This is a genomic window from Nguyenibacter vanlangensis (assembly GCF_038719015.1).
GTDB lineage: Bacteria > Pseudomonadota > Alphaproteobacteria > Acetobacterales > Acetobacteraceae > Gluconacetobacter > Gluconacetobacter vanlangensis.
In genome coordinates this window covers 294,367-315,000 of the sequence record NZ_CP152276.1, presented here as the reverse complement: position 1 = coordinate 315,000, position 20,634 = coordinate 294,367, and the positions used below count along the sequence as shown (strand labels likewise).

Annotated in this window: 20 protein-coding genes and 1 pseudogene (1 of these 21 only partly in view); 13 read left to right on the top strand and 8 right to left on the bottom strand. The window is 67.1% G+C overall.

Annotated elements, in window-relative coordinates:
* The 4 genes in view from AAC691_RS01490 to spt are tightly spaced (at most 46 nt apart) and all read left to right on the top strand, a layout consistent with a single transcriptional unit that may run on beyond the window.
* A protein-coding gene (locus AAC691_RS01490) for a sensor domain-containing protein (RefSeq protein WP_342628714.1) crosses the window boundary here: on the top strand, positions 1–1,120 show its 3' portion. It extends 35 nt beyond the left edge of the window; 1,120 of the gene's 1,155 nt are visible here — the last part of the coding sequence; its start codon lies beyond the left edge, outside the window; its stop codon occupies positions 1,118–1,120.
* A gap of 46 nt (positions 1,121–1,166) precedes the next feature.
* Entirely contained in the window at positions 1,167–2,903 is a 1,737-nt protein-coding gene (locus AAC691_RS01485) for a fatty acyl-AMP ligase (RefSeq protein WP_176639324.1), read from the top strand.
* Positions 2,904–2,932: 29 nt separating this feature from the next.
* Positions 2,933–3,184, top strand: coding sequence for an acyl carrier protein (locus AAC691_RS01480; protein ID WP_176639325.1), 252 nt, complete (start codon positions 2,933–2,935; stop codon positions 3,182–3,184).
* A gap of 5 nt (positions 3,185–3,189) precedes the next feature.
* Positions 3,190–4,386 carry a serine palmitoyltransferase gene (gene spt / locus AAC691_RS01475; protein WP_342628713.1) on the top strand — a complete coding sequence of 399 codons (1,197 nt, stop codon included), beginning with the start codon at positions 3,190–3,192 and terminating at the stop codon, positions 4,384–4,386.
* Between the two features lie 12 nt (positions 4,387–4,398).
* Here spt and AAC691_RS01470 read toward each other — a convergent pair whose 3' ends face one another.
* The gene (locus AAC691_RS01470) at positions 4,399–5,379 is read right to left on the bottom strand and encodes a hypothetical protein (RefSeq protein ID WP_342628712.1); all 981 of its coding nucleotides are present in this window, start codon (positions 5,377–5,379) and stop codon (positions 4,399–4,401) included.
* Positions 5,379–6,362, bottom strand: a complete 984-nt coding sequence (locus tag AAC691_RS01465; RefSeq protein WP_176639327.1) for a diacylglycerol kinase family protein — start codon at positions 6,360–6,362, stop codon at positions 5,379–5,381. The genes AAC691_RS01470 and AAC691_RS01465 overlap by 1 nt, the downstream gene beginning before the upstream one ends.
* A 138-nt stretch (positions 6,363–6,500) precedes the next feature.
* Between AAC691_RS01465 and AAC691_RS01460 the strand changes: the two genes are divergently transcribed.
* The 6 genes from AAC691_RS01460 to AAC691_RS01435 are packed head-to-tail and all read left to right on the top strand — an operon-like array spanning position 6,501 to position 12,475.
* Entirely contained in the window at positions 6,501–7,409 is a 909-nt protein-coding gene (locus tag AAC691_RS01460; protein WP_342628711.1) for a metallophosphoesterase, read from the top strand.
* Positions 7,410–7,469: 60 nt separating this feature from the next.
* Positions 7,470–8,681, top strand: coding sequence for an LptF/LptG family permease (locus AAC691_RS01455; RefSeq protein WP_176639331.1), 1,212 nt, complete (start codon positions 7,470–7,472; stop codon positions 8,679–8,681).
* Complete coding sequence (locus tag AAC691_RS01450; protein WP_176639332.1) at positions 8,681–9,796, top strand: LptF/LptG family permease; 1,116 nt, start codon at positions 8,681–8,683, stop codon at positions 9,794–9,796. Before AAC691_RS01455 ends, AAC691_RS01450 begins: the two co-directional genes overlap by 1 nt.
* Complete coding sequence (locus AAC691_RS01445) at positions 9,793–10,575, top strand: sterol desaturase family protein (RefSeq protein WP_342628710.1); 783 nt, start codon at positions 9,793–9,795, stop codon at positions 10,573–10,575. The genes AAC691_RS01450 and AAC691_RS01445 overlap by 4 nt, the downstream gene beginning before the upstream one ends.
* Positions 10,572–11,399, top strand: coding sequence for an NTP transferase domain-containing protein (locus tag AAC691_RS01440; protein ID WP_342628709.1), 828 nt, complete (start codon positions 10,572–10,574; stop codon positions 11,397–11,399). The genes AAC691_RS01445 and AAC691_RS01440 overlap by 4 nt, the downstream gene beginning before the upstream one ends.
* Positions 11,381–12,475, top strand: coding sequence for a glycosyltransferase (locus AAC691_RS01435; protein ID WP_342628708.1), 1,095 nt, complete (start codon positions 11,381–11,383; stop codon positions 12,473–12,475). The genes AAC691_RS01440 and AAC691_RS01435 overlap by 19 nt, the downstream gene beginning before the upstream one ends.
* Here AAC691_RS01435 and AAC691_RS01430 read toward each other — a convergent pair.
* Positions 12,462–13,370: a formyl transferase gene (locus AAC691_RS01430; RefSeq protein ID WP_342628707.1), complete on the bottom strand. Its 909-nt coding sequence runs from the start codon at positions 13,368–13,370 to the stop codon at positions 12,462–12,464. The genes AAC691_RS01435 and AAC691_RS01430 overlap by 14 nt on opposite strands.
* 118 nt (positions 13,371–13,488) lie before the next feature.
* On the opposite strand from AAC691_RS01430, the gene AAC691_RS01425 reads away from it, so the two are divergent.
* The 3 genes from AAC691_RS01425 (at position 13,489) to AAC691_RS01415 (ending at position 15,857) form a co-directional block, all read left to right on the top strand.
* Complete coding sequence (locus AAC691_RS01425) at positions 13,489–14,004, top strand: MmcB family DNA repair protein (protein WP_342628706.1); 516 nt, start codon at positions 13,489–13,491, stop codon at positions 14,002–14,004.
* Positions 14,005–14,090: 86 nt separating this feature from the next.
* Positions 14,091–14,879 (top strand): inositol monophosphatase family protein, encoded by a 789-nt coding sequence (locus AAC691_RS01420; RefSeq protein WP_176640600.1) that lies wholly within the window; start codon positions 14,091–14,093, stop codon positions 14,877–14,879.
* A 99-nt stretch (positions 14,880–14,978) separates the two neighbouring features.
* Positions 14,979–15,857 (top strand): lipid-binding SYLF domain-containing protein, encoded by an 879-nt coding sequence (locus AAC691_RS01415; protein ID WP_342628705.1) that lies wholly within the window; start codon positions 14,979–14,981, stop codon positions 15,855–15,857.
* A gap of 13 nt (positions 15,858–15,870) precedes the next feature.
* Here AAC691_RS01415 and AAC691_RS01410 read toward each other — a convergent pair.
* The 5 genes and pseudogenes from AAC691_RS01410 to fabG form a co-directional block, all read right to left on the bottom strand.
* Positions 15,871–16,622, bottom strand: a pseudogene (locus AAC691_RS01410) (IS5 family transposase).
* A 162-nt stretch (positions 16,623–16,784) separates the two neighbouring features.
* On the bottom strand, positions 16,785–17,777 hold the full coding sequence (gene mltG, locus AAC691_RS01405; RefSeq protein WP_342628704.1) for an endolytic transglycosylase MltG: 993 nt from the start codon (positions 17,775–17,777) through the stop codon (positions 16,785–16,787).
* Positions 17,778–17,929: 152 nt separating this feature from the next.
* Complete coding sequence (gene fabF, locus AAC691_RS01400) at positions 17,930–19,216, bottom strand: beta-ketoacyl-ACP synthase II (protein WP_342628703.1); 1,287 nt, start codon at positions 19,214–19,216, stop codon at positions 17,930–17,932.
* Positions 19,217–19,279: 63 nt separating this feature from the next.
* Positions 19,280–19,519, bottom strand: coding sequence for an acyl carrier protein (locus tag AAC691_RS01395; protein WP_012227163.1), 240 nt, complete (start codon positions 19,517–19,519; stop codon positions 19,280–19,282).
* Positions 19,520–19,813: 294 nt separating this feature from the next.
* Complete coding sequence (gene fabG / locus AAC691_RS01390) at positions 19,814–20,563, bottom strand: 3-oxoacyl-[acyl-carrier-protein] reductase (RefSeq protein WP_176640607.1); 750 nt, start codon at positions 20,561–20,563, stop codon at positions 19,814–19,816.
* Positions 20,564–20,634: the final 71 nt, after the last annotated feature.

Genomic DNA, 20,634 nt, shown 5'->3' with positions numbered 1-20,634 from the left:
GCACCAGACGCTGCACGCGCTGCCCATCGCATTGGAGATCGCTCGCCGTCATCCGGACTTCGCCGTCCATGTCGCCTGCCTGACGCCGGAACATGAAGCCTATATCCGTCATCTGGCCGGATTTTATCCCGAATCACAGCTCATATTCGATCGGCTTGCGTTGCCCGGTTCTCTGCGGCGGCGACTCGCTCGTCGCGGTCCCAGCGTCCTGAGCAAGCTGGCCGCGCTTCTATGGAACACGAATTATTTCAATAATTTTCAAGCCATTGTGGTTCCCGAGCGCACCTCGCTCCATCTCCGGCACATGGGCGTGCGTCGGCCCCGGTTGATCTGGACGCGACATGGCGCGGGCGATCGGGCGATCGGCTTCGCGCGGGATGTCCGGCATTTCGACTTCATTCTGATGGCGGGACAAAAACTGGAACGCCGACTGCTGATGCAGGAGGCGCTGCGCCCCGGACGGTATGTCACCGGGGTCTACGCCAAATTCGACATGGTGCGGCTGCTGCATCGCGACGCAGCACCGCTGTTCGGAAATGGACGCCCGACAATCCTGTATAATCCGCATTTCAATACGCGCCTGTCTTCATGGCATAAATTCGGGCTGCAGGTTCTGGATTATTTTGCCCGGCAGGACCGGTACAACCTTGTCTTCGCACCGCATTACCGGCTGTTCGACGCGCATCGCGGCAAGGGAGCGGAGATCGTGCGCCGGTTCAGCGGAATACCCCATATGCTGATCGATCCAGGGAGTCCGAAGAGCATCGACATGACCTACACGATGGCGGCGGATCTCTATCTGGGCGATGTCAGCAGCCAGGTCGCCGAGTTTCTGCTTCGCCCGCGCCCCTGCCTGTTCCTGGATGCCCACGAGACAGATTGGCAAGGCAATCCCGATTACCGTTTCTGGTCTCTCGGGCGTGTCAGCCACGGCACGGCGACGCTGGAAACGGACCTGGAACAGGCCTTTAGAACCCATGCCGATTTCCTAGAGCGGCAAGAATCGTATATATACGACACATTCGGGCTGGACGGCCCGGGTCCGACGGCTCCGCGTGGCGCGGATGCCATCGTGGAATTTCTTCGGGAGGCGTGTCATGAACGCTGTTCCCGTTCATGACACACCGTTTATTCGATAGTTCCAGGTGGAAGATTCATTGCCTGACATGATACGCCTTCCGACTCCGACAGATTCTGGTCAGGCACGCCGCCTGGGTGATTTCGCAACATTCCCCGACGCGCTGGATTACGCGGCCCAAGGGAATGCCGGATTCAATATTTATTCCGGCCGCGGCCAACTGTTGGAGGCCCTGCCCTACCGCACCCTGCGTGCCCAGGCCCACGAGGTCGCGCGGCGATTGCTGACCCTGGGTCTGCGGCCGGGCGAACGGGTCGCCATCGTGGCGGAGAGCGACGGCGACTTCGCACGCATCTTCTTCGGCTGCCAGTATGCCGGACTGATCCCCGCCCCCATGCCTCTGCCGGTCGCTTTCGGCGGGCGCCAGGGCTACGTGACCACGCTGCGCGGCATGATCCAAAGCGCCGGTGCGTCGGCCGTCATCATTCCCGAGATCATCGCATCCTGGACCGACGAGATTATCGACGGCTTCACCTTGCGCTTCGGCGGTCGGCCGGCCGAACTGATGGCCCTGCCGGCGGATGACCTCGCCCTGCCGACCGTGAACCCCGACGACCTGTCCTATCTGCAATTCTCGTCGGGCAGCACCCGCTTCCCGATGGGGGTGGCCGTGACCCAGCGCTCGGGGATGGCCAATGCCCGCGCGATCGCGCGCGACGGCCTGAAAGTGCGCGATACCGGCGATCGCTGCGTCTCGTGGCTGCCGCTCTATCACGACATGGGGCTGGTCGGCTTCTTCCTGACCCCGGTCACCTGCCAGTTGAGCGTGGATATGCTGCCGACGCGGGAGTTCGCCCGCCGTCCCCATGTCTGGCTGGACCTGATCAGCCGCAACCGCGGCACGATCGCCTATAGCCCCTCCTTCGGGTTCGAACTGTGCGCCCGGCGCGCCACCTCCATCGCCCTGGACCTGTCCTGCTGGCGAATCGCGGGGATCGGCGGCGACATGATCCGTCACCACATCCTTGAAGAATTTGCCGAGCGCTTCGCCGCCTCGGGCTTCGACAGCCGAGCCTTCACCGCCAGCTACGGCATGGCCGAGGCGACATTGGCCATCAGTTTCGTTCCGCTGGCATCGGGCATCCAGACCGATACGGTCGATCTGCGCGTCCTGGAGACCCAGGGGATCGCCCGCCCCTCCGACGACCCGGGCCAGGCGCTGCGCACCTTCGTCCTGTGCGGCAAGGTGCTGGAGGAACATGAACTCGAAATCCGCGACTCCACGGGCCAGGCCCTGCCGGACCGCAAGGTCGGTACCATCTTCGCCCGCGGCCCCAGCCTGATGCGCGGCTATTTCAACCAGCCGCAGGAAACCCAGCGCGTGCTGGACGATGCGGGATGGCTGAATACCGGCGATCTCGGCTACATGCTCGACGGGCAGGTGGTCGTGACCGGACGCGCCAAGGACCTGATCATCATCAATGGCCGCAATATCTGGCCCCAGGATCTGGAATGGTCCGCGGAAACCGAAATCGGGGTCCTGCGCAGCCGTGACGTTGCGGTGTTCTCGATCGACCAGGAAGCCGGCGAGAAGGTCGTGGCCCTGATCCAGTGCCGTGCCTCGACCCCCGAGGCACGGGAATTGCTGCGGACCGAGGCCGCCAATCTCTTCCGGCGGCAGCACGGCGTGGACGTGTCGGTCATCCTCGTCCCGCCGCACACGCTGCCCCAGACCTCGTCCGGCAAGCTGACGCGTGCCCGAGCCAAGGCGATGCTGCTGTCCGGCGCGTTCGAAACCATTGCCGAGACTGCCTCGGTCGCGTAACCGGGCAGCTCTGCAAAAGGAAGACATCGATGAGTGAAACGACGGCAGAGGTCTCTGCCCTGATCATCCAGACATTGCTGGCCAATCCGAAGGTTCCCCGGGACATCGATGGCGGCAGCAAGATCGTCGAGGACCTGGCGTTCGATTCACTCGCGGTCATGAATTTCGTGATGGAGATCGAGGATTCGCTCGACGTCTCCGTGCCGCTCGACCGGCTTGCCGATATCCGGACCATCGACGACCTGGCCGCCTGCATCGTGTCGCTGAAACACGGCGGCTGATCCCGATGTCGATTTTCAGCAAGTATGACGGGCTGGCCCGTTCGCTGGCCGCCGTCACTGCGGGTGGCGGCCGCAATCCGTTTGCCGTGGTGATCGAGCGGCCGGTCTCCTCGACCGTCGGGCTGATCGAAGGACGCGAGACGCTGCTGTTCGGCACCAACAATTATCTGGGCCTCAGCCAGTCCGAATCCGCTGTCACGGCCGCGATCGACACGTTGCGCACCCACGGCGTGGGCACCACCGGGTCACGGATCGCAAACGGGACCCAGGGCCTGCACCGCCAGTTGGAGGAGCGCATCGCCCGGTTCTTCCGGCGACGCCATTGCATGGTGTTTTCGACGGGATACCAGGCCAATCTGGGCGTGATCTCCGCCCTGGCCGGCAAGGACGACTACCTGCTGCTGGATGCCGACAGCCACGCCAGCATCTATGACGGCAGCCGCTTGGGCCATGCGCAGGTGATTCGGTTCCGCCATAATGATCCCGAGGACCTGCGCAAGCGCCTGCGCCGCCTGGACGGCACGCCGGGAGCGAAGCTGATCGTGGTCGAAGGCATCTATTCCATGATGGGCGATGTCGTGCCGATGGCCGAATTCGCCGCCGTGAAACGCGAGACCGGCGCATGGTTGCTGGCCGATGAGGCCCATTCGGTCGGCGTCATGGGCGCACACGGCCGCGGCGTGGCGGAAGCCGACGGCGTCGAAGCCGATGTCGACTTCGTGGTCGGCACGTTTTCCAAAAGCCTGGGCACGGTCGGCGGCTATTGCGTATCGGACCATGACGGGCTGGACCTGATTCGCCTGTGCTCGCGCCCTTACATGTTCACCGCATCCTTGCCGCCCGACGTCATCGCGGCGACGATGGCCGCATTGGGCGAACTGGAAAGCCGGCCCGAACTGCGCCACGCTCTGATGGACAATGCACGCCGGCTTCATGCCGGGCTGAATGCCGCCGGCCTACGTACCGGCCCGCAGGCCAGCCCGGTGGTCTCCGTAGTGCTGGACGACGTCGCGCAGGCGGTACGGTTCTGGAACCGGCTGCTGGATCTGGGTGTCTACGTGAATCTCAGCCTGCCGCCCGCGACGCCGGACCAGCATCCTCTGCTGCGCAGTTCGGTGATGGCGACGCACAGTGCCGCGCAGATCGACCGCGCGGTGGACGTCTTCGCCACCGTGGCCGGCGAACTGGGCCTGCGGCAATAAGGCACAGCCTGGTCAGGGGCTGCCGTCCCGCTGTTCCGTCCGCCGAAACAATCCCGCCCGGTGCAGCGACCATAACAGCCGGGGCAGGCAGAGCAGCGGATGGCGCTCGGCAAACGGCGTCAGCCGCAGTTCGACCCCGGAATGGCGGCGGATCTTCCAAGCGACATAGCGCGCCCCCCCGGCGAAGGTGAACACGGCCTTGGCCAGGCGCGCCACGTTCAACGGACGCCCGAGCCGGCTGCGCAGCGCCCACCTCCGCCATGCCCGCGCCCGGACCGCGTCCGGCAGCGCGGGACGAAACTGGTCACCCGTCTGGGTAAAGGACAGGCCCGATGCCTGCCATGCCGCCTCCAGCAGGGCGCGGTAGCGCGCCACCCGGCCGTCCAGCAGGCTGCGGGCCCGGGCCGCCGTTTCGACGCGCAGTTCGGCACCGTATGTCCGGGCAAACAGCCCATCCCAGTACAGTTCCGCCGTTCCCTGCACGGGGCCGAGACAGGCCGCCCACCACGACGCCACCGCAATCGCCCGGATCAGGCAGCCCAGAATGGCATCGGCGGCATCGGCATCCCGCACCCACACCAGCCGCGCCGGCTGACAGAACCGGGCCCAGATCGTGGTGTCCAGCGTGCCGCGACCGGTCAGCGCCCGGAACTGGGCCAGCGTGACGATCGCGACCTTGGCGCGCAGAAACCGACCACCGGCCGTCGCTTCATGATATTCCACGTTCGGCGGCAGCAAAGCGTTGGCCACCCTGGCCGCACGGCCGCGCGGCCAGTCGGCCTGGCGCGCCACCACCACATAGAAATCCAGGACTCCGTCCGGATCTGCCTGCCGCAATGCCGAGCCATAGAACAGGACCCCCAGCACCGGCGCGTCGCCCACCAGCCGCGCCACGAAATCGGTGACGGCAGGGTCGACCGACTGGATCAGTTCACCGGCCAGCAGGTGCCCCACCCGCCCTGCCGCCGCCATGGCGGAATGATCGGACCCCATCACGCCCCCCGGATGAAATCGAAACGCGGGCCGGCCGTCAGGATCGTTCGCCCATCCGGGCCGGAATCCCAGATTTCGCCGTCCAGAACGAAGGACCCGTCGATCCGCAGCGACAGGCAGTCGGCCCGCCCCCGTTCATAGGCCGGCGCACTGTCCAGCCAGGCCGGCGTCTCGCCCCGCAGCGAAGCCCATGTCGCCGCGAGCAGCCGCTCGGGAAAGGCCCGCACGTTCAAGTAGGCCAATCCTGCTCCGTCGTCCGCCCCTTGCCGCGCGGCGAAAGGCCACATGCCGCGCGGCAGGCAACGCAGGGTCGTGGCCATGAACAGGAAGCAATCCATCGTCCGCGGCGCCTCCGCCCCGACGGCCAGGGTGACCGGATTCCCAGCCAGCCATTTGCGGCGTGTGGAGCGGAACATCAGACGTCCCAACGACGACGCGATGGCCACGGCGACCGCGATATCGTGCGAGAACCGGTTCAGGATGGCCGGCCGGTGGGCGATGCGAACCCCCTTTGTGAAGGCCGCCGCCCCATGGAACATGCCCAGGGCTACCGGGCGCGTAGAATCGGACCATCGAATGGCCAGCGCGTCGCGCCGGGCGACCGTGCTGCGCAGCGTGCCCGCGCGCGCCATGACCGTCAGGCGTTCCAGCGCCGCGCGGCCGCGCAGGCCGAACCCCACATCGGCGGCAATCAGGTTGGTATTGCCCGACGGCAGGACCGCCAGCGCCGGCAGCGCATCCGTCGGGTAGAAGCGATGGATGGCCGACATGACGTCGCTGACCGTGCCATCCCCGCCATCGACGGCGATGACCCCGACCTCGCGCCGCGCCAGTTCAGCCACCGCTTCGGGCAGCAGGGTCCGGCTGGTGGAATGGAAGAAGAGCGGCCCCAGCGCGCGGGCCGCCCGCTTGCGGAAACTGCCATCCTCCACCCCATTGCGCCGACTGCGCGAATTATGGATCAGGGCAAACGGTTCGCTCACGCCGCGCCGGCCTTTTTCTGTGCGTCGTACATTCGTAGGCTCATAAGCCGCGTTCCAGACGCCATTGCAAGGCGGGAACATCGATGCCCCGTCCACGAAGCCCCGCGCCCGCCTGCGCCGGCCACAGGAGTGCTTTGCTTGCCCGAGATCACGCTGGCCCATCTCTCAGACCTGCATCTGCCGCATGACAGGCTGCGCATTCCGGCCAGGGCGTTGCTGAACAAGCGGATGACCAGTCAGATCTCCTGGCGCTGCAAGCGGCGCTTCCTGCATGTCCGCGCGGTGGCGGACGCCGTTGCCGCCGATATCCGTGCGATGGCTCCGGATGTCGTGGCGCTGACGGGCGACCTGACCAATCTGGGCCTGCCGGCCGAATGCCGGCAGGCGGCCGAATGGCTGCATACGCGCCTGCCGGGTCCGATCTGCGCCATTCCCGGCAATCACGACATGCTGGTCCGCGAATCGTGGTCCGAGACGCTGGGCCAGTGGGCCCCGTGGATGGCAGCGGACGCCGACGGTTTCCCTTACCTGCGCCATATCGGCCCGCTGGCGCTGATCGGCGTCAATTCGGCACGGCCGATGGCCTGGTTCTCCGCCGCCGGACGGATCGGCGCCAGGCAGGCGGCCCGCCTGGCCGATATCCTGCATGAAGCCGGGCGGCAGGGCCGCTTCCGCGTGGTCATGATCCATCATCCGCCCATCACCGGCCTGGTATCGCACCGCAAGTCGCTGCTGGATGCCGGCCTGTTCGCCGCCGCGATCGCCAGGACGGGCGCCGAAATGGTCCTGCACGGCCATGCGCACATATCCTGCATGTCCACCCTGCCCGGGCCCGAGGGGCTGGTTCCGGTCCTGGGCATCGCCTCCGCATCGATGCACGCCAGGCGCCAGGAACGGGCGGCGGCATGGCACCGGATCGCCGTCACCGCCACCACCCGGGGCTACCGGGCCGAGATCCACCGCCGCATCGTCACCTCGGGACACGTCGTACGCGAACTGCCCTGCTGGTCGATCGAGACGGAAAGAGCCGCCCGCGTGCGATTTTGAGTTTTGAGCCCGGTGCGATTTGAGTCCGTTGAACGCGGCGCGTATGTGTTGGACGCCATGATGCGCGCGTCTCTCATTCCTCCGTCCTGGCCTCCTTCCGTCCGGCGAATCCTTCCGGGAACGCTGGACCGGTACCTGATCGCGCAGATGCTTCCCCCTTTCTCGATCTCGCTGGGCGTCGTGATGACCGCGCTGCTCCTGGAACGGCTGCTGGTCCTGTTCGACGTCCTGGCAGCCGACGGCGGGACGCTGAAGGTCTTCGCGGGCCTGCTGGCCGACCTGGTGCCGCATTATCTGGGGCTGGCGCTGCCGGCCGCGATCTGCGTCAGCGTGTTTTCCGTCGTACGGAGAATGAGCCAGAACAACGAGATCGACGCCTTGATGGCCGGCGGCACGTCCCTGCTGCGCATCGCCCGTCCCTTCGTCGCCTCCGGCCTGGCACTGGCGGCGATCAGCTTCGCGCTGTATGGCTTCATCCAGCCCTATGCCCGCTACGATTTCCGTCAGGCGCTGTACCTGGCCAGCCATGCCGGGTGGGCGCCGCACCTGCAAAGCCGGATGTTCGCCACGCCCAGCGGCACGCTGATGCTGACCGCCGACCAGGTCGAAGGGGCCGGTACCCGCCTGTTCCACGTCTTCCTGCGCGAACGAAGCCCGGGGCTGGAGCGCGATATCACCGCCGCCGCCGGCCGGCTGCTCATGACTGGCGACAACGACGTCGTACGCCTGGACCTGGCGCACGGCATCATCGTCACCGACCGGGACGACGGCCGGCCGACCCTGACGCTCTTCGACAGCACGACCCGCCTGTTCCGCACGCGCAACACGGCCCGCGCCTTCCGCCCGCGCGGCAATGACGAGCGGGAACTGACCGTGCCCGAACTGCGCCGGGCGATCCGCGGCCATGATCCCGCCATCCGGCGGTCCCACCTGCTGGCCGAGCTGCATTTCCGCCTTGCGCGCGCCATGGCCATTCCGTTCATCCCGCTTCTGGCCTGCGCCCTGGCCGGCCTGGCCAAGCGGCAGCGGCAGAATCTGGGCCTGGCGATCGCGGCGGTCAGCCTGGTCGGGTTCGACCACGCGCTGCAACTGGGGCAGAGCCTGGTCGCCAGCCGCGGCCTGTCGCCATGGCCGGCGATCTGGGGCCCCTATGCCCTGTTCTGCTGCGCCTGCACCTGGCTGGCGCTACGCCGCGCAGGATCGGCGGGGGCCGGCCAGGCATGGATATGGGCATGGACATGGCGGCGGCGTCCCGCCACCGGCCCGTCCTGATGCGGCACGCCACGGTCCCCACGTCGTCGCGCAGGTCCCGCGTCCTGCTCTTCTATCTGTCGCGCGAGCTGGTGCTGCGCGTCGCCACTACGGGCGCGATCCTGGTTGCATTGATGGAAATCCTGGCGCTGCTGGAACAATTGACCCCGATCCTGGAACGGCATCTCGGGCTCGGCGGCGTGCTCTATTTCACGCTCCTGCGCGCGCCGATGCTGCTGGGCACCATCTGTCCGCTGGCCGTCCTGATCGGCGCGCTGCTCCTGCTGGTCCAGATGACGACGAACAGCGAAATCGCCATCCTGCGGGCGGCGGGCCTGTCGACGCCCGGTCTGGTCGCGCTGTGCCTGCCGGCCGTCCTGGGGCTGGGTCTGGCCGACATGGTGCTGGACGACCAGGTCACGCCGCGCACCGAACTGGTGCTGGCGCAATGGTGGAACGAAACCGACCCCCATCCCGAAGCCGGGCACGGATTCTGGTTCCGTAGCGGCGCGACGCTGGTCGATGTCGGCTATGCGGCAGAGGGCGGGCGGCTGCTCTGCAAGGTGGATCTGTATCGGCGCGACGCGGCCGGGCGGCTGACGCAAGCCAGCCATCTCGATTCGGCCCGTTACGCACACGGACACTGGATCGGCGGCCTCGGCCGCGGGCTGCATGTCGCCTCCGTATCGGTCCGGCCCGCCGCTCTGCCATCCGGCCCGATACGGGACCTGGACGGGCCGGATCCGCTGACCCCGGCGCAGGTGATGCGCCTGGCGGCCGATACGCCGCCGCTATCGGCCGCGGCGGCGATTTCCATGCTGCAGGGCCGCGCGCCATCCAGCCAGCCGCCGGGCTATCTTCGGACCGCATTGCTGGATCGCGCGCTAACCCCGCTGACTTTCGTCGTCATGCTGTTATTGGCGCTGCCGGTGGTCTATATCCCACCGCGGACGGGTACGCGAAGCTGGCTGCCCGTCTGGTGCCTGGGGGCTGGCCTGCTGTTCGTGGTGTTCCAGGGACTGCTGCGGGCCCTGGGCAATGCCGGCACGCTGCCGGCACTGTTGGCGACCCTGCCAGGCGTCGTGATCTTCACGTGCGCGGTCGGCGTCGTGATGCTGAGGATAGAAGAGAGATGATCGGCTCGACATTGCGCAATGGGTCCCTCCGCACCGGGCGGAGCTTCGATCTGGGCAAGATGGATCTCCGCCAGTTGTGGATCGCCTACCTGACCTATCCGACCATCCTGCTCTATATCGCGCTGGCCGTGGCCAGCTTCGCGATGCTGGGCCGCCATTTCCCGGGCATCCTGCCTACCGCGGTCGCCATGGGCGCCGTCATCGCGATCTATCCGGTCGCGTGGTACCTGATCCATCGCTTCATCCTGCACGGGCGCTTCCTGTACCGGATGAAATGGACCGCTTCATTGTGGAAGCGCATCCATTTCGACCATCATCAGGATCCGCATCTGCTGGACGTGCTGTTCGGCTCGCCGCTGAACACCCTGCCGACGATCGCGCTCATCACCCTGCCCGTCGGCTATTCGATCGGGCATCTCGGCGGGGCCGCCGCCGCGATGGGGACCGGGCTGACCGTCACCTGCATCTACGAATTCTTCCACTGCATCCAGCATCTGAACTACAAGCCGCGCATGCGCTGGATCCAGAAGATGAAGCAGCGCCACGTCCTGCATCATTTCCATCACGAGGACGGCAATTACGGCATCACCAGCTTCTTCGTCGACCGCCTGTTCGGCAGCTACTACGCCGACGCCCGCGCGCGGCCGCGCAGCGCCCATGTCTTCAACCTGGGTTACGACCTCCAGGAAGCCACCCTCTATCCCTGGGTGATGGACCTGACCGGCGCGCCGCCGCGCGAGAAGCCGGACGGCGCGCCGCCCCAGCGGAACGCGGCGTGACGAACGGCCTGCTGACCGTCCTGGTCCTGGCAGGCACGCGCGCCGGCACGTCCGACCCGATGGCCCGGGCCGCCGGCGTGTCGCACAAGGCGATCCTGCCCGTCGCCGGCCGTCCGATGATCGCCCGGGTGGTGGACGCGCTGGCGGCCCATCCACGCGTCGGCCGGATCGTCGTCAGCATCGAAAGACCCGAAATCCTGGACGGGGTCCTGGACCACCCGGTCGGCGTCCTGCCCCCGGCGCCAGGACCCAGCGCCAGCGTCATGGAGGCCCTGTCGACGCTGGGCACGCCCCTGCTGGTCACCACGGCCGACCACGCGCTGCTTCGCCCCGAATGGATCGATGCGTTCCTGGCCTCGGCCGGCACCCAGTGCGACATGGCGGCCGCCATCGCCATGGCCGGCGATATCGCCCGCGATGCGCCGGGCGGCAGGCGTACGCTGATCCGCCTGGCGGACGGCGCCTTTTCCGGCTGCAACCTGTTCCTGTTCCGCACCCCGGCCGCCCTGGGCGTCGTGCGGCTGTGGCAACGGATCGAACGACAGCGCAAGCACCCGTTGCGCATGGCCCGCCTGCTGGGGCCGATGCTCCTGCTGCGCTACGCGACCGGACGGCTGACCCGGGCGGCGCTGTGCGCACGGATCGGAGTCCTGAGCCACGCCACGGTCCGGCTGGTCCCGCTGCCGGACGGGCGCGCCGCGGTCGATATCGACAAGCCCGCCGACCTGGCGCAGGCCGAGGCGATCCTGTCCCGCGCCTGGACCCGTACCGGGGCCCGCACTGGGGCCCGCACCGGGGCTGAATCATGCGCATCGCCTATGTGATCAATTCGGTCGAGGGCGGCGGCGCCGCCTTTCCGGTACCCGACATCACCCGCCTGATGCGCGATGGCGGGCACGAGGTCGCGCTCTTCGCGCTGCTGCGCCGCGACGGCCGCGCTTTGCCGGCGATCACCGCAAGCGGCCTGCAAGCGGCGGTGCGCGCGGGCAGCAGGCAGGACCATGTCGCCGCCCTGCGCTGGCTGGACCGCCAGGTCGCTTCCTGGCGTCCGGACCTGATCTGGACATCGCTGACCCGCGCCACGGTGATGGGGCAGATGATCGGGCTGAAACGGCGCATCCCGGTAGTCAGTTGGCAGCATTCGGCGGGACTCAGCCCTGCCAATACGGGCCTGCTGCGCGCCCTGCGCGGACTCAGCCGCCTCTGGGTGGCCGATTCGCGATGCGTGCTGGCCTTCATGCACGATCGCCTGGCCGTTCCGCCCAGTCGCGCCATGCTGTGGCCGATCTTCCGCGCCGATCCGGGCTGCCCGGTCGCACGGCCCTGGCAAGCGGGTGAACCCGTGCGCATCGGCTCGCTGGGGCGCCTGCATCCTGTCAAGGGCTATGATCACCTGTGCCACGCTCTGGCGATACTGAAGGCCGACACGACGCTGCCGCCGTTCGAAATCACCATCGCCGGCGAGGGCGCGGAACGGCCCCACCTCGAATCGCTGATCCGGCAATACGGGCTGACCAACCTGCATCTGGCCGGGTTCCAGGACGCGGTGCCGCCCTTCCTGGCGACGCAACATGGCTACGTCCAGCCCTCGCTGCACGAGGGGCTGTGCATCGGCGTGCATCAGGCCATGCAGGCCGGCCTGGCGCCGATCGCCTCGGCCGTGGGAGAAATCCCCTATACGGTGCAGGACGGCATGTCCGGCTGGCTGGTCCCGCCCAGGGACCCGCCGGCGCTGGCGGCTGCGCTGGCACGGGCGCTGCGCCGGCCGGACCGGCTGGCCAGCATGGGGCAAGCCGCGCGCACGCAAGTGCTGGACCGATTCGCGCCGGAGCGGTTCGCCGCCGCCGGCCGGGCGATCCTGGATCGGGTACAGCCCGCTTCGCGCCCTACCCGTTCCTGATAAGCCGCCGCCCACGCCGCGCCAGTTCGATCGCAATCCGGCGCGGCGAGCGGGTGATCGTCTTGGCGTCCAGCAGCGTCACGTCCCCCGCCGCCGACAGGCTGTGCAGCCCGTCGGTGAACGGCGTCCAGGACGATGGCGGACGGATCTGCGGCCCGGGCCGGGTCATGACGCGCGCCATCCCCAGTTCGGTGACGGTCAGCGGAGTGATCGCCCCGCCATAGGTGGCGCTGCAATCCTGCGTCGGCAGGATGATCCGCCCGTCGACGATCACGGGCGTGCCGCCGGGGCGCGCTGCGCTGCGGTCCCAGCGCAGCGGATTGGCCGGATGCAGCCGCCACGGGCCGAGCAGGCTGTCGGCGAAGGCGGCATGCAGCAGGCTCTGCCGGTCCGCCGGGCTGCCCCCGGGCGGACTGAAGAAGATCCACCAGCGGTCGCCGACCCGCAGCGGCGAGGCATCGATCGCCGCCACCGGAAAGGCGAAATCCTCCACCCGCATCCACCGATCGGGAAACGAGACCGCACGATACAGGCTCAACCGCCCCGATCGATGGGCCTCGGGTAGCAGATAGACCGCATCGCCGTCCTCGATCACCACCGGATAGGACAGATGCCACGGCTCGGACAGGACGGGCCTGCTGTCCAGCAGGCGCAGGGCCCGGTCGAGGACGAACATCTCGATCCGGCCGATCCGGTCACGATAATCATAGGCTTCGACGAAGACGTGCAGCCGGTCGTCCCGCCACAGCCCGAATGGATCGGCCAGGAAACGGAACGCGCCCTGGTCGGGCAGCCATGTCACGGGCAACCCCTCGACCGTCCCGCGCGCCAGGATGTCGGACATCGGACGGGCAATGATGCCGGTCCGCCAGATATCCGTCCGCAGCAATCCCATACCGTCTTCCGCCCGCCTTTCGTCTGTCCGGCATCCCGCCCTGGCACGCCCCGGTTCGTCCACGCCTACCCGATCCCGCGGCGATCGCAAACGGCCGCCGTGACGGGGCCGCCCGATCATGGCACCCTGCCCGGCCATGCCGACCGACCTTGCGGAAAACCAGTTCGCCATCCGCCGCGCCATCCTGCATCTTTGCGGCCAGTTGGGCTGGGCCACCCTGAACGAGCTGGTTCTGCCGGACGGGCGGCGCGCCGACATCATGGCCTTGCGTCCGGACAATGGCCTTGTATGCATCGAGATCAAATCCGGTCCGCGCGACTTCCTGGCCGACGGCAAATGGGAAACCTATCAAGAGTGGAGCGACCAGCTTTTCTTCGCGGTCGACCATGGATTTCCCCTGGCATTGCTGCCCGAGACCGCGGGAATCATGGTCGCCGATACCGGCCTGCTGCCGACCGGGCTGGAGGTGATCGCCGAATCTGCCATCCTGCGCGATGCGCCGCAGAACACGCTGGCGCCGGCGCGCCGGCGGAAACTGACCCATCTGTTCGCCATGCAGGCCGCCGAGCGGCTCGCACGGCTGAATGACCCGGCGATCACAGCCGCACTGCGCGCGGCGCGCCGCGTGGAATGAGTGGCGCATTGCAAGCCCGGGCGGGGCTGACAGGCGCCACGATATGCGCCATGCACATCTGTCACCCGCCCCAAGAGAGGCCCCCGATGTCCGACGCCATCCTGTGCCGGTTCGAAGCCGCCCGATCCATCGTCGGCGATGCCGCCGACCTCGCCATGTCCATGCGCCCGCCTTCCGGCGGACCGGCCGCCACGCTGAAAAGCGCCCAGGACTGGCTGACCGAGGCCGATGGCGCCGTAGAAGCCTTGATTTCCGCCCGGATCGGGGCCCTGTTCCCTGAAGACGGCTTCCAGGGCGAGGAAGAAGGCCGCACCCGCACCGGCCGCCTGCGCTGGGTCGTCGATCCGATCGACGGCACGTCCAATTTCGCCCGCGGGCGCAATCGCTGGTGCATCTCGCTGGGCCTGCTGGATGGCGACCTGCCGGTGGCGGGCATCATCCATGCCCCGGCGCTGGGCGAGGTCTATACTGCCGTGCGCGGCCGCGGCGCCGTCCTGAACGGACGGCCGATCAAGGCTTCGCCCGTCACGGATACGCGCTCGGCCATGGTCGAGATGGGATGGAGCAACCGCGTCCCCAAAGGTGTGTTCGAGGAAAAGGTCGCGGCCATCCTGCGTCTCGGCGCCATGCCGCGTTCCGGCGGGTCCGGCGCGCTGGCCCTGGCCGATGTCGCCTGCGGCCGGCTGGACGGATATCTGGAAATGGTCATCAATCTGTGGGACGTCGCGGCAGCGCTCGCCATCCTGGAGGAAGCCGGGGCCCGGGTCTCGCCCTTCCTGCGCGACGGCGGGCTGGAGGGCGGCGCCACGCTGCTTGCCGCCGCTCCGGGAATCGCCGACGATCTGTCCGCCGCCCTGGCGGTATCGCTGGACTGACCGGCGGCCATGGTTAGAACACAAAACATCACTATCGGAACCGGGATGGACCGGCCACAGTCCGCCCCGCAGCAGCCACCGGCCAGGAGTACACGCAGCATGGCTTTGCCGAACGGTCTTTCCCGCGGGGTGCCCGCCCTTCTGGCCGCGTCCCTGGCGCTGTCCTCGGCGCCGGCCCTTGCCGCCGGCGAGTCGCAGCAATCCCTGATAGACCGCGCGACCCTGACCGTGCGCGACATGTTCGCCGGTGCCCGACCCGACAGCAAGATCACCCGTTATATGGTCCGCGCCCGAGCGGTCATGGTCTGTCCGTCGATCTTCCGCATGTCGATCGGCATCGGCGGCTCGGGCGGCGGCTGCGTGCTGCTGTCGCGCGACGCGCGCGGCTCATGGTCCGACCCGGCCTTCTATACGCTCAGCTCGGCCAATATCGGCATCCAGCTCGGCATGCAGGATTCCGAGGTCATCTTCTTCATCATGACCGATCGCGGCCTTCAGGCATTGCTGGACAATCAATTCCAGTTGGGGGCTGACGCGTCGGCATCCTTCGCCACCATGGGCTCGGGGATCGAAAGCGGCACGGCCGGAGAGAGCAACACCGACATCATGGCGTTGCAGAAATCCAAGGGCCTGTTCGCCGGCGCGGCGCTTGGCGGGTCGAAATTGTCGGTCAACAGCGGCGCCAACCGGGCCTATTACAGCCAGATCGTCGGGCCGGAAGACATCGTGATCTCGATGCGGGTCAACAATCCCGGGGCCGATCCGCTGCGCAGCGCGCTCAGCGAGGCCCAGGCCACGGCGTCGGGCGGCGCCGCCTATCAGCCCGGCCTGGGAGCGCGAGCCTATGGGCAATCCTCCATGGGCGCGTCGGCCGCCTATGGCGCCCAATCCTATGGCCCGCAGGGCGCCGAGCCGATGCAAGTCGCCCCGGCACCCACCGGCACCGTCAGCAGCCAGCCCCTGGGCGCACCGCGCTAGGGTCTGTGGGGATTTAGCGTGAGTTGATGACACCTGCGGCGAGATATATCATCGCCTCGAAGCTCCGGTCGGTTTTGCAGGCTCGCATGGCGATGCGCTTGAACTCCTTGAGTTTGCAGAAGAAGTTCTCGATCAGGTGACGCCATTTGTATATCTCTTCGTCAATGGCGCGCGGGTTCTTGCGCTGTGACCGTTGTGAGATGACGACTTTCGCGCCTCGCTGGTCGAGTTCTTCGATGATCCAGTTGGCATCAAAGGCCTTGTCGCCCAGCAGGGCTTCGAAGTTGATGCCATCGATCAAAGGGGCGACGCCGATCGTGTCGTAGCGGTTCCCCGGTAGCAGTTTGAAGCGAACAAGGTTACCCAAGGCATCGGTCAGGGCCAGGATCTTGGTCGTCATCCCGCCTTTGGAACGACCAATGGCCTGGCTCTGAGTCCCCCTTTTGCGCCTTGGCCGTGCCGGTGGACCTTGACGATAGTGGCATCAACCATGGCGTATTCCATGTCGGGGTCTCCCGACAAGGCATCAAAAATCCGCTTGAAAACATCAGCTTCGCGCCAATCACGAAACCGGCGGAATGCCGTATTCCAGTTGCCGAATGTGGCAGGAAGGTCCCGCCATGGGCTGCCTGTTCGGACAATCCAAAGAACCGCCTCAATGAATAGCCGGTTGTCGCGGCCACTGCGTCCGGGATCAGACAGCTTACCCAGGCAATGCGGTTCTATCTTCGCCCATGGGGCATCGGTCAGTACTAAGCGATCCATCCAGTGGGTGAATCACATCTCCGCTAAAATAGGAATCCCAAATCCCCACAGACCCTAGTGCCCTGCCCAAGAAATTCTTGTGAGAATTTCTCGGATCAGCAGGCCACTAAAATAATATAGACCCCGTTCAAACGGAATCGTTTGAACGGGTAAAGACGCGCCTCAGCGGGGCATGCCCTGCCGGTGCGCCCGATAGACCGCGACATTCCGGTTATGATCCGCCAGGCTGTCGGCGAAGATGTGGCCGCCATTCCCGTCCGCCACGAAATAGAGCGCATCGCCGCCGGCAGGGTGCGCCACGGCCTGAAGCGACACCAGCCCCGGCGAACAGATCGGCCCCGCCGGCAGGCCGGGCAGCGTGTAGGTGTTATAGGCGCTGGGCGTTTCCAGTTCGGCCCGCGTCAGCGCATGTCCCAGCGGCCCCGCCCCGCGATTGATGCCGTACACCACCGTAGGATCGGATTGCAGGCGCATCCCCTGCCGCAGCCGGTTGATGAAGACACGGGCCACCATCCTGCGTTCCGCCGGGATGGCGGTTTCCCGCTCGACCATCGAGGCCAGGATCAGCAGCGTCCGGCGATCGGGGATTTCGGCCACGACCTCCCGGTCTCGCCAAACGGTATCCAGCGCGGCATTCATCGCCGAACGCATCCGGGCCAGCAGTGCCGCGCGCGGCGTGCCCCATTCGTAATCATAGGTCTGCGGCAGGATTCCGCCCTCGGTCAGCGTCGGCAAGGCGCCGCTGAGTACCGGCGCGCGATCGAGGATATCGGCGACCTGCTGTGACGACAGCCCTTCGGGCACCGTCACCCAATGCAGGACCGGATGCGCATGGCGCAGCACGGACAGCACGTCGGCCATCGACCCATGGGCCGGAAATTCCAGTTCCGCCGCATGCAGCACGCCGTCGCGGCGCGTCAGATGAACCGCGGCGCGAAACAGCAGCGCCCGAGCCTGGCCGCCGGCCAGCACGCCGGCCTGCTGCAAGGCGGCGATCGTGCTGCCGATCCCGCCGCGCGGCACCACCACCGCACGGGCCTCCGCCGCCGGGCCAGGCGCGCGATAGGCCCACCAGCCCCAGCCGGCGACACCGATGCCGGCACCGGCCGCCAGCATCAACAACACTGCCATCAGGGTGACAAGGCGTCTGACCATCCTGCATATCCGGGCAAGATCGCATCGCGCGGCCATGCCGCGCTGCAAAGGCGATGGAGCAAAAGAAATGGGGCGCGTGACCGGTTCACCCAATCACGCGCCCCATCAGAAAAAGCTGACTGGCCGCCCGGCAAGCCGCTCGGGCAGCGTCCTCAGACGCGGCGCATGATGACGCTGGCGTTGGTGCCGCCGAAGCCGAAGCTGTTGGACAAGGCGATGTCGATCTTGCGGCGCTGAGCCTCATGCGCAACCCGGTCGATGACGCTCTCGCGGGACGGGTTGTCCAGGTTCAGCGTCGGCGGCGCGACATTGTCGCGGATCGCCAGCATCGAGAAGATCGCCTCGACCGCGCCGGCCGCCCCAAGCAGATGGCCGATGGCAGACTTGGTCGAGGACATGGCCAGCGCGCCGGCATGATCGCCGAACAGGCGTTCGACCGCATGCAACTCCAGATCGTCGGCCATGGTCGAGGTGCCATGGGCGTTGACGTAGCCGATATCGGTCACGTCGATGCCGGCATTGCGCACCGCCGCCTGCATGGCGCGATACGCACCTTCATGCCCCTCGGCGGGCGACGTGATGTGATGGGCGTCGCCCGACAGGCCGTACCCGACGATCTCGCCATAGATCTTCGCGCCACGGGCCTTGGCGTGCTCGTATTCTTCCAGCACCACGATACCCGCGCCCTCGCCCATCACGAACCCGTCACGATCACGATCCCACGGGCGCGAGGCCCTTTCGGGAGTGTCGTTGAAACTGGTCGACAGCGCGCGGGCCGAACAGAATCCGGCGATCCCCAGCGGACACACCGCGGCCTCGGCGCCACCGGCGATCATGACGTCGGCGTCGCCCAGCATGATCAGGCGCGACGCATCGCCGATCGCGTGCACGCCCGTGGCGCAGGCGGTGACCACCGAGTGATTCGGTCCCTTGAAGCCGTATTTGATGGAGACGTGGCCCGAAACCAGGTTGATCAGCGCCGACGGAATGAAGAAGGGCGACAGGCGCCGCGCGCGTCCTTCATGAACCGTGATCGATGCGTCATAGATCGTCTGCAGGCCGCCGATGCCTGAGCCGATCATCACCCCGGTCCGGCAACGCTCTTCTTCGGATTCCGGCGTCCAGCCCGAATCCTCCACCGCCTCGGTCGCCGCCACCAGGCCAAGATGGATGAACCGGTCCATCTTCTTCTGGTCCTTGACCGACACCCAGTCGGACAAGGTCAGGCCACCGCTGTCGGTCGGTCCGGCAGGAACCTCGCCCGCCACCTGGGCGGGCAGGTCGGACGGGTCGAACGAGGTGATCCGGCCAAAACCGTTTTCCCCGGCGATCAGGCGCGACCAGTTATGTTCGAGCCCAAGCCCGAGCGGGCTGACAATGCCCATACCGGTGACAACAACGCGACGGGCTCCCGACGCCACTCCGGTAGACTGTACCAACCCGCTCTGCTCCCTAGATGACGAAAACCGATTATCCGGCGATGCCGATTGGCGATGCCGAATTCAGGCGGCCTTCTGCTTCTCGATATAGTCGATCGCGTCCTTCACGGTGGCGATCTTCTCGGCCGCATCTTCCGGAATCTCGACGCTGAACGCCTCTTCGAAGGCCATCACCAGCTCGACCGTGTCCAGGCTGTCGGCGCCGAGGTCGTCGATGAAGGAGGCCTCCGGGGTGACCTTGCTTTCCTCGACCCCGAGGTGCTCGACCACAATCTTCTTAACCTTGTCGGCGATTTCGCTCATCTGTCTTCGCTTCCTGTGTGCCCCATGAGATACGGGCGGTTCGAAAATCATTCGTCCTGTCTGACGTCCCGCAAACCGGAGCCGCGAGAACGCGTCCAGCCCGCCTCGGACGAAGCAGCGGCGGATTAGCACGGTTCCTCGGTCGTCGCCAAGGCAGGGATCGTGTTTCCGCCACAATCCGCGCCGCGGCACCGGAACGAATCCGACAAAATCACCCCGTTTTCCGCGATATCCCCCGCCTCGTCCAGCGGAATCGGTCGGGCGGAATCAATCGCGATCCCATCCCGCGGCGCCCTACGGCATCGCCATCCCGCCATTGACGTTCAGCGTCGCCCCGGTGATCCAGCCCGCCTCGTCCGAGACCAGATAGACCACGGCGGCGGCGATATCCTCGGGCCGGCCCATCCGGCCCAGCGGGATGCCGCCCAGCAGCTTCTCGCGCTGCGCCTCGGGCAGCACGTCGGTCATCGCGGTCTGCACGAAACCGGGCGCCACGACATTGACCGTCACCCCGCGCGAGCCGACTTCCTGCGCCAGAGACTTGCTCATGCCGATCATGCCGGCCTTGGCCGCCGAATAATTGGCCTGCCCCGCATTGCCCGTCACCCCGACGATCGAGGCGATGCTGACGATGCGGCCGGCGCGCCGGCGCAGCATGCCCTTCAGCGCGGCGCGGCACAGGCGGAAGGGCGCAGCCAGGTCGACCTCCAGCACCCGGTTCCAGTCCTCGTCCTTCATACGAATCGCCAGTCCGTCGCGGGTCAGCCCCGCATTGTTGACCAGGATGTCCAGCGGCGCGCCCGCCGCCGTTTCCGCGGCGGCGACCAGCGCGTCGGACGCCGCCGGGTCGGACAGGTCGGCCACGCAGACATGCACCCGCTCGCCATCGGGCGCGATCTCGGATGCGACCCCGTTCAGCACCGTCTCCCGCGTGCCGGACAGGACGACGCGCGCCCCCTGGGCATGCAGGGCCCGCGCGATCGCCGCGCCGATTCCCCCCGATGCTCCCGTGACCAGCGCGGTCTTGCCATCCAAACTGAACATCAGCCCATCCACTCCCCGTCCGTCGTTCTCTCGCCCATCATTCTCTCGATCCGTCATTCCGTCTCGTCACA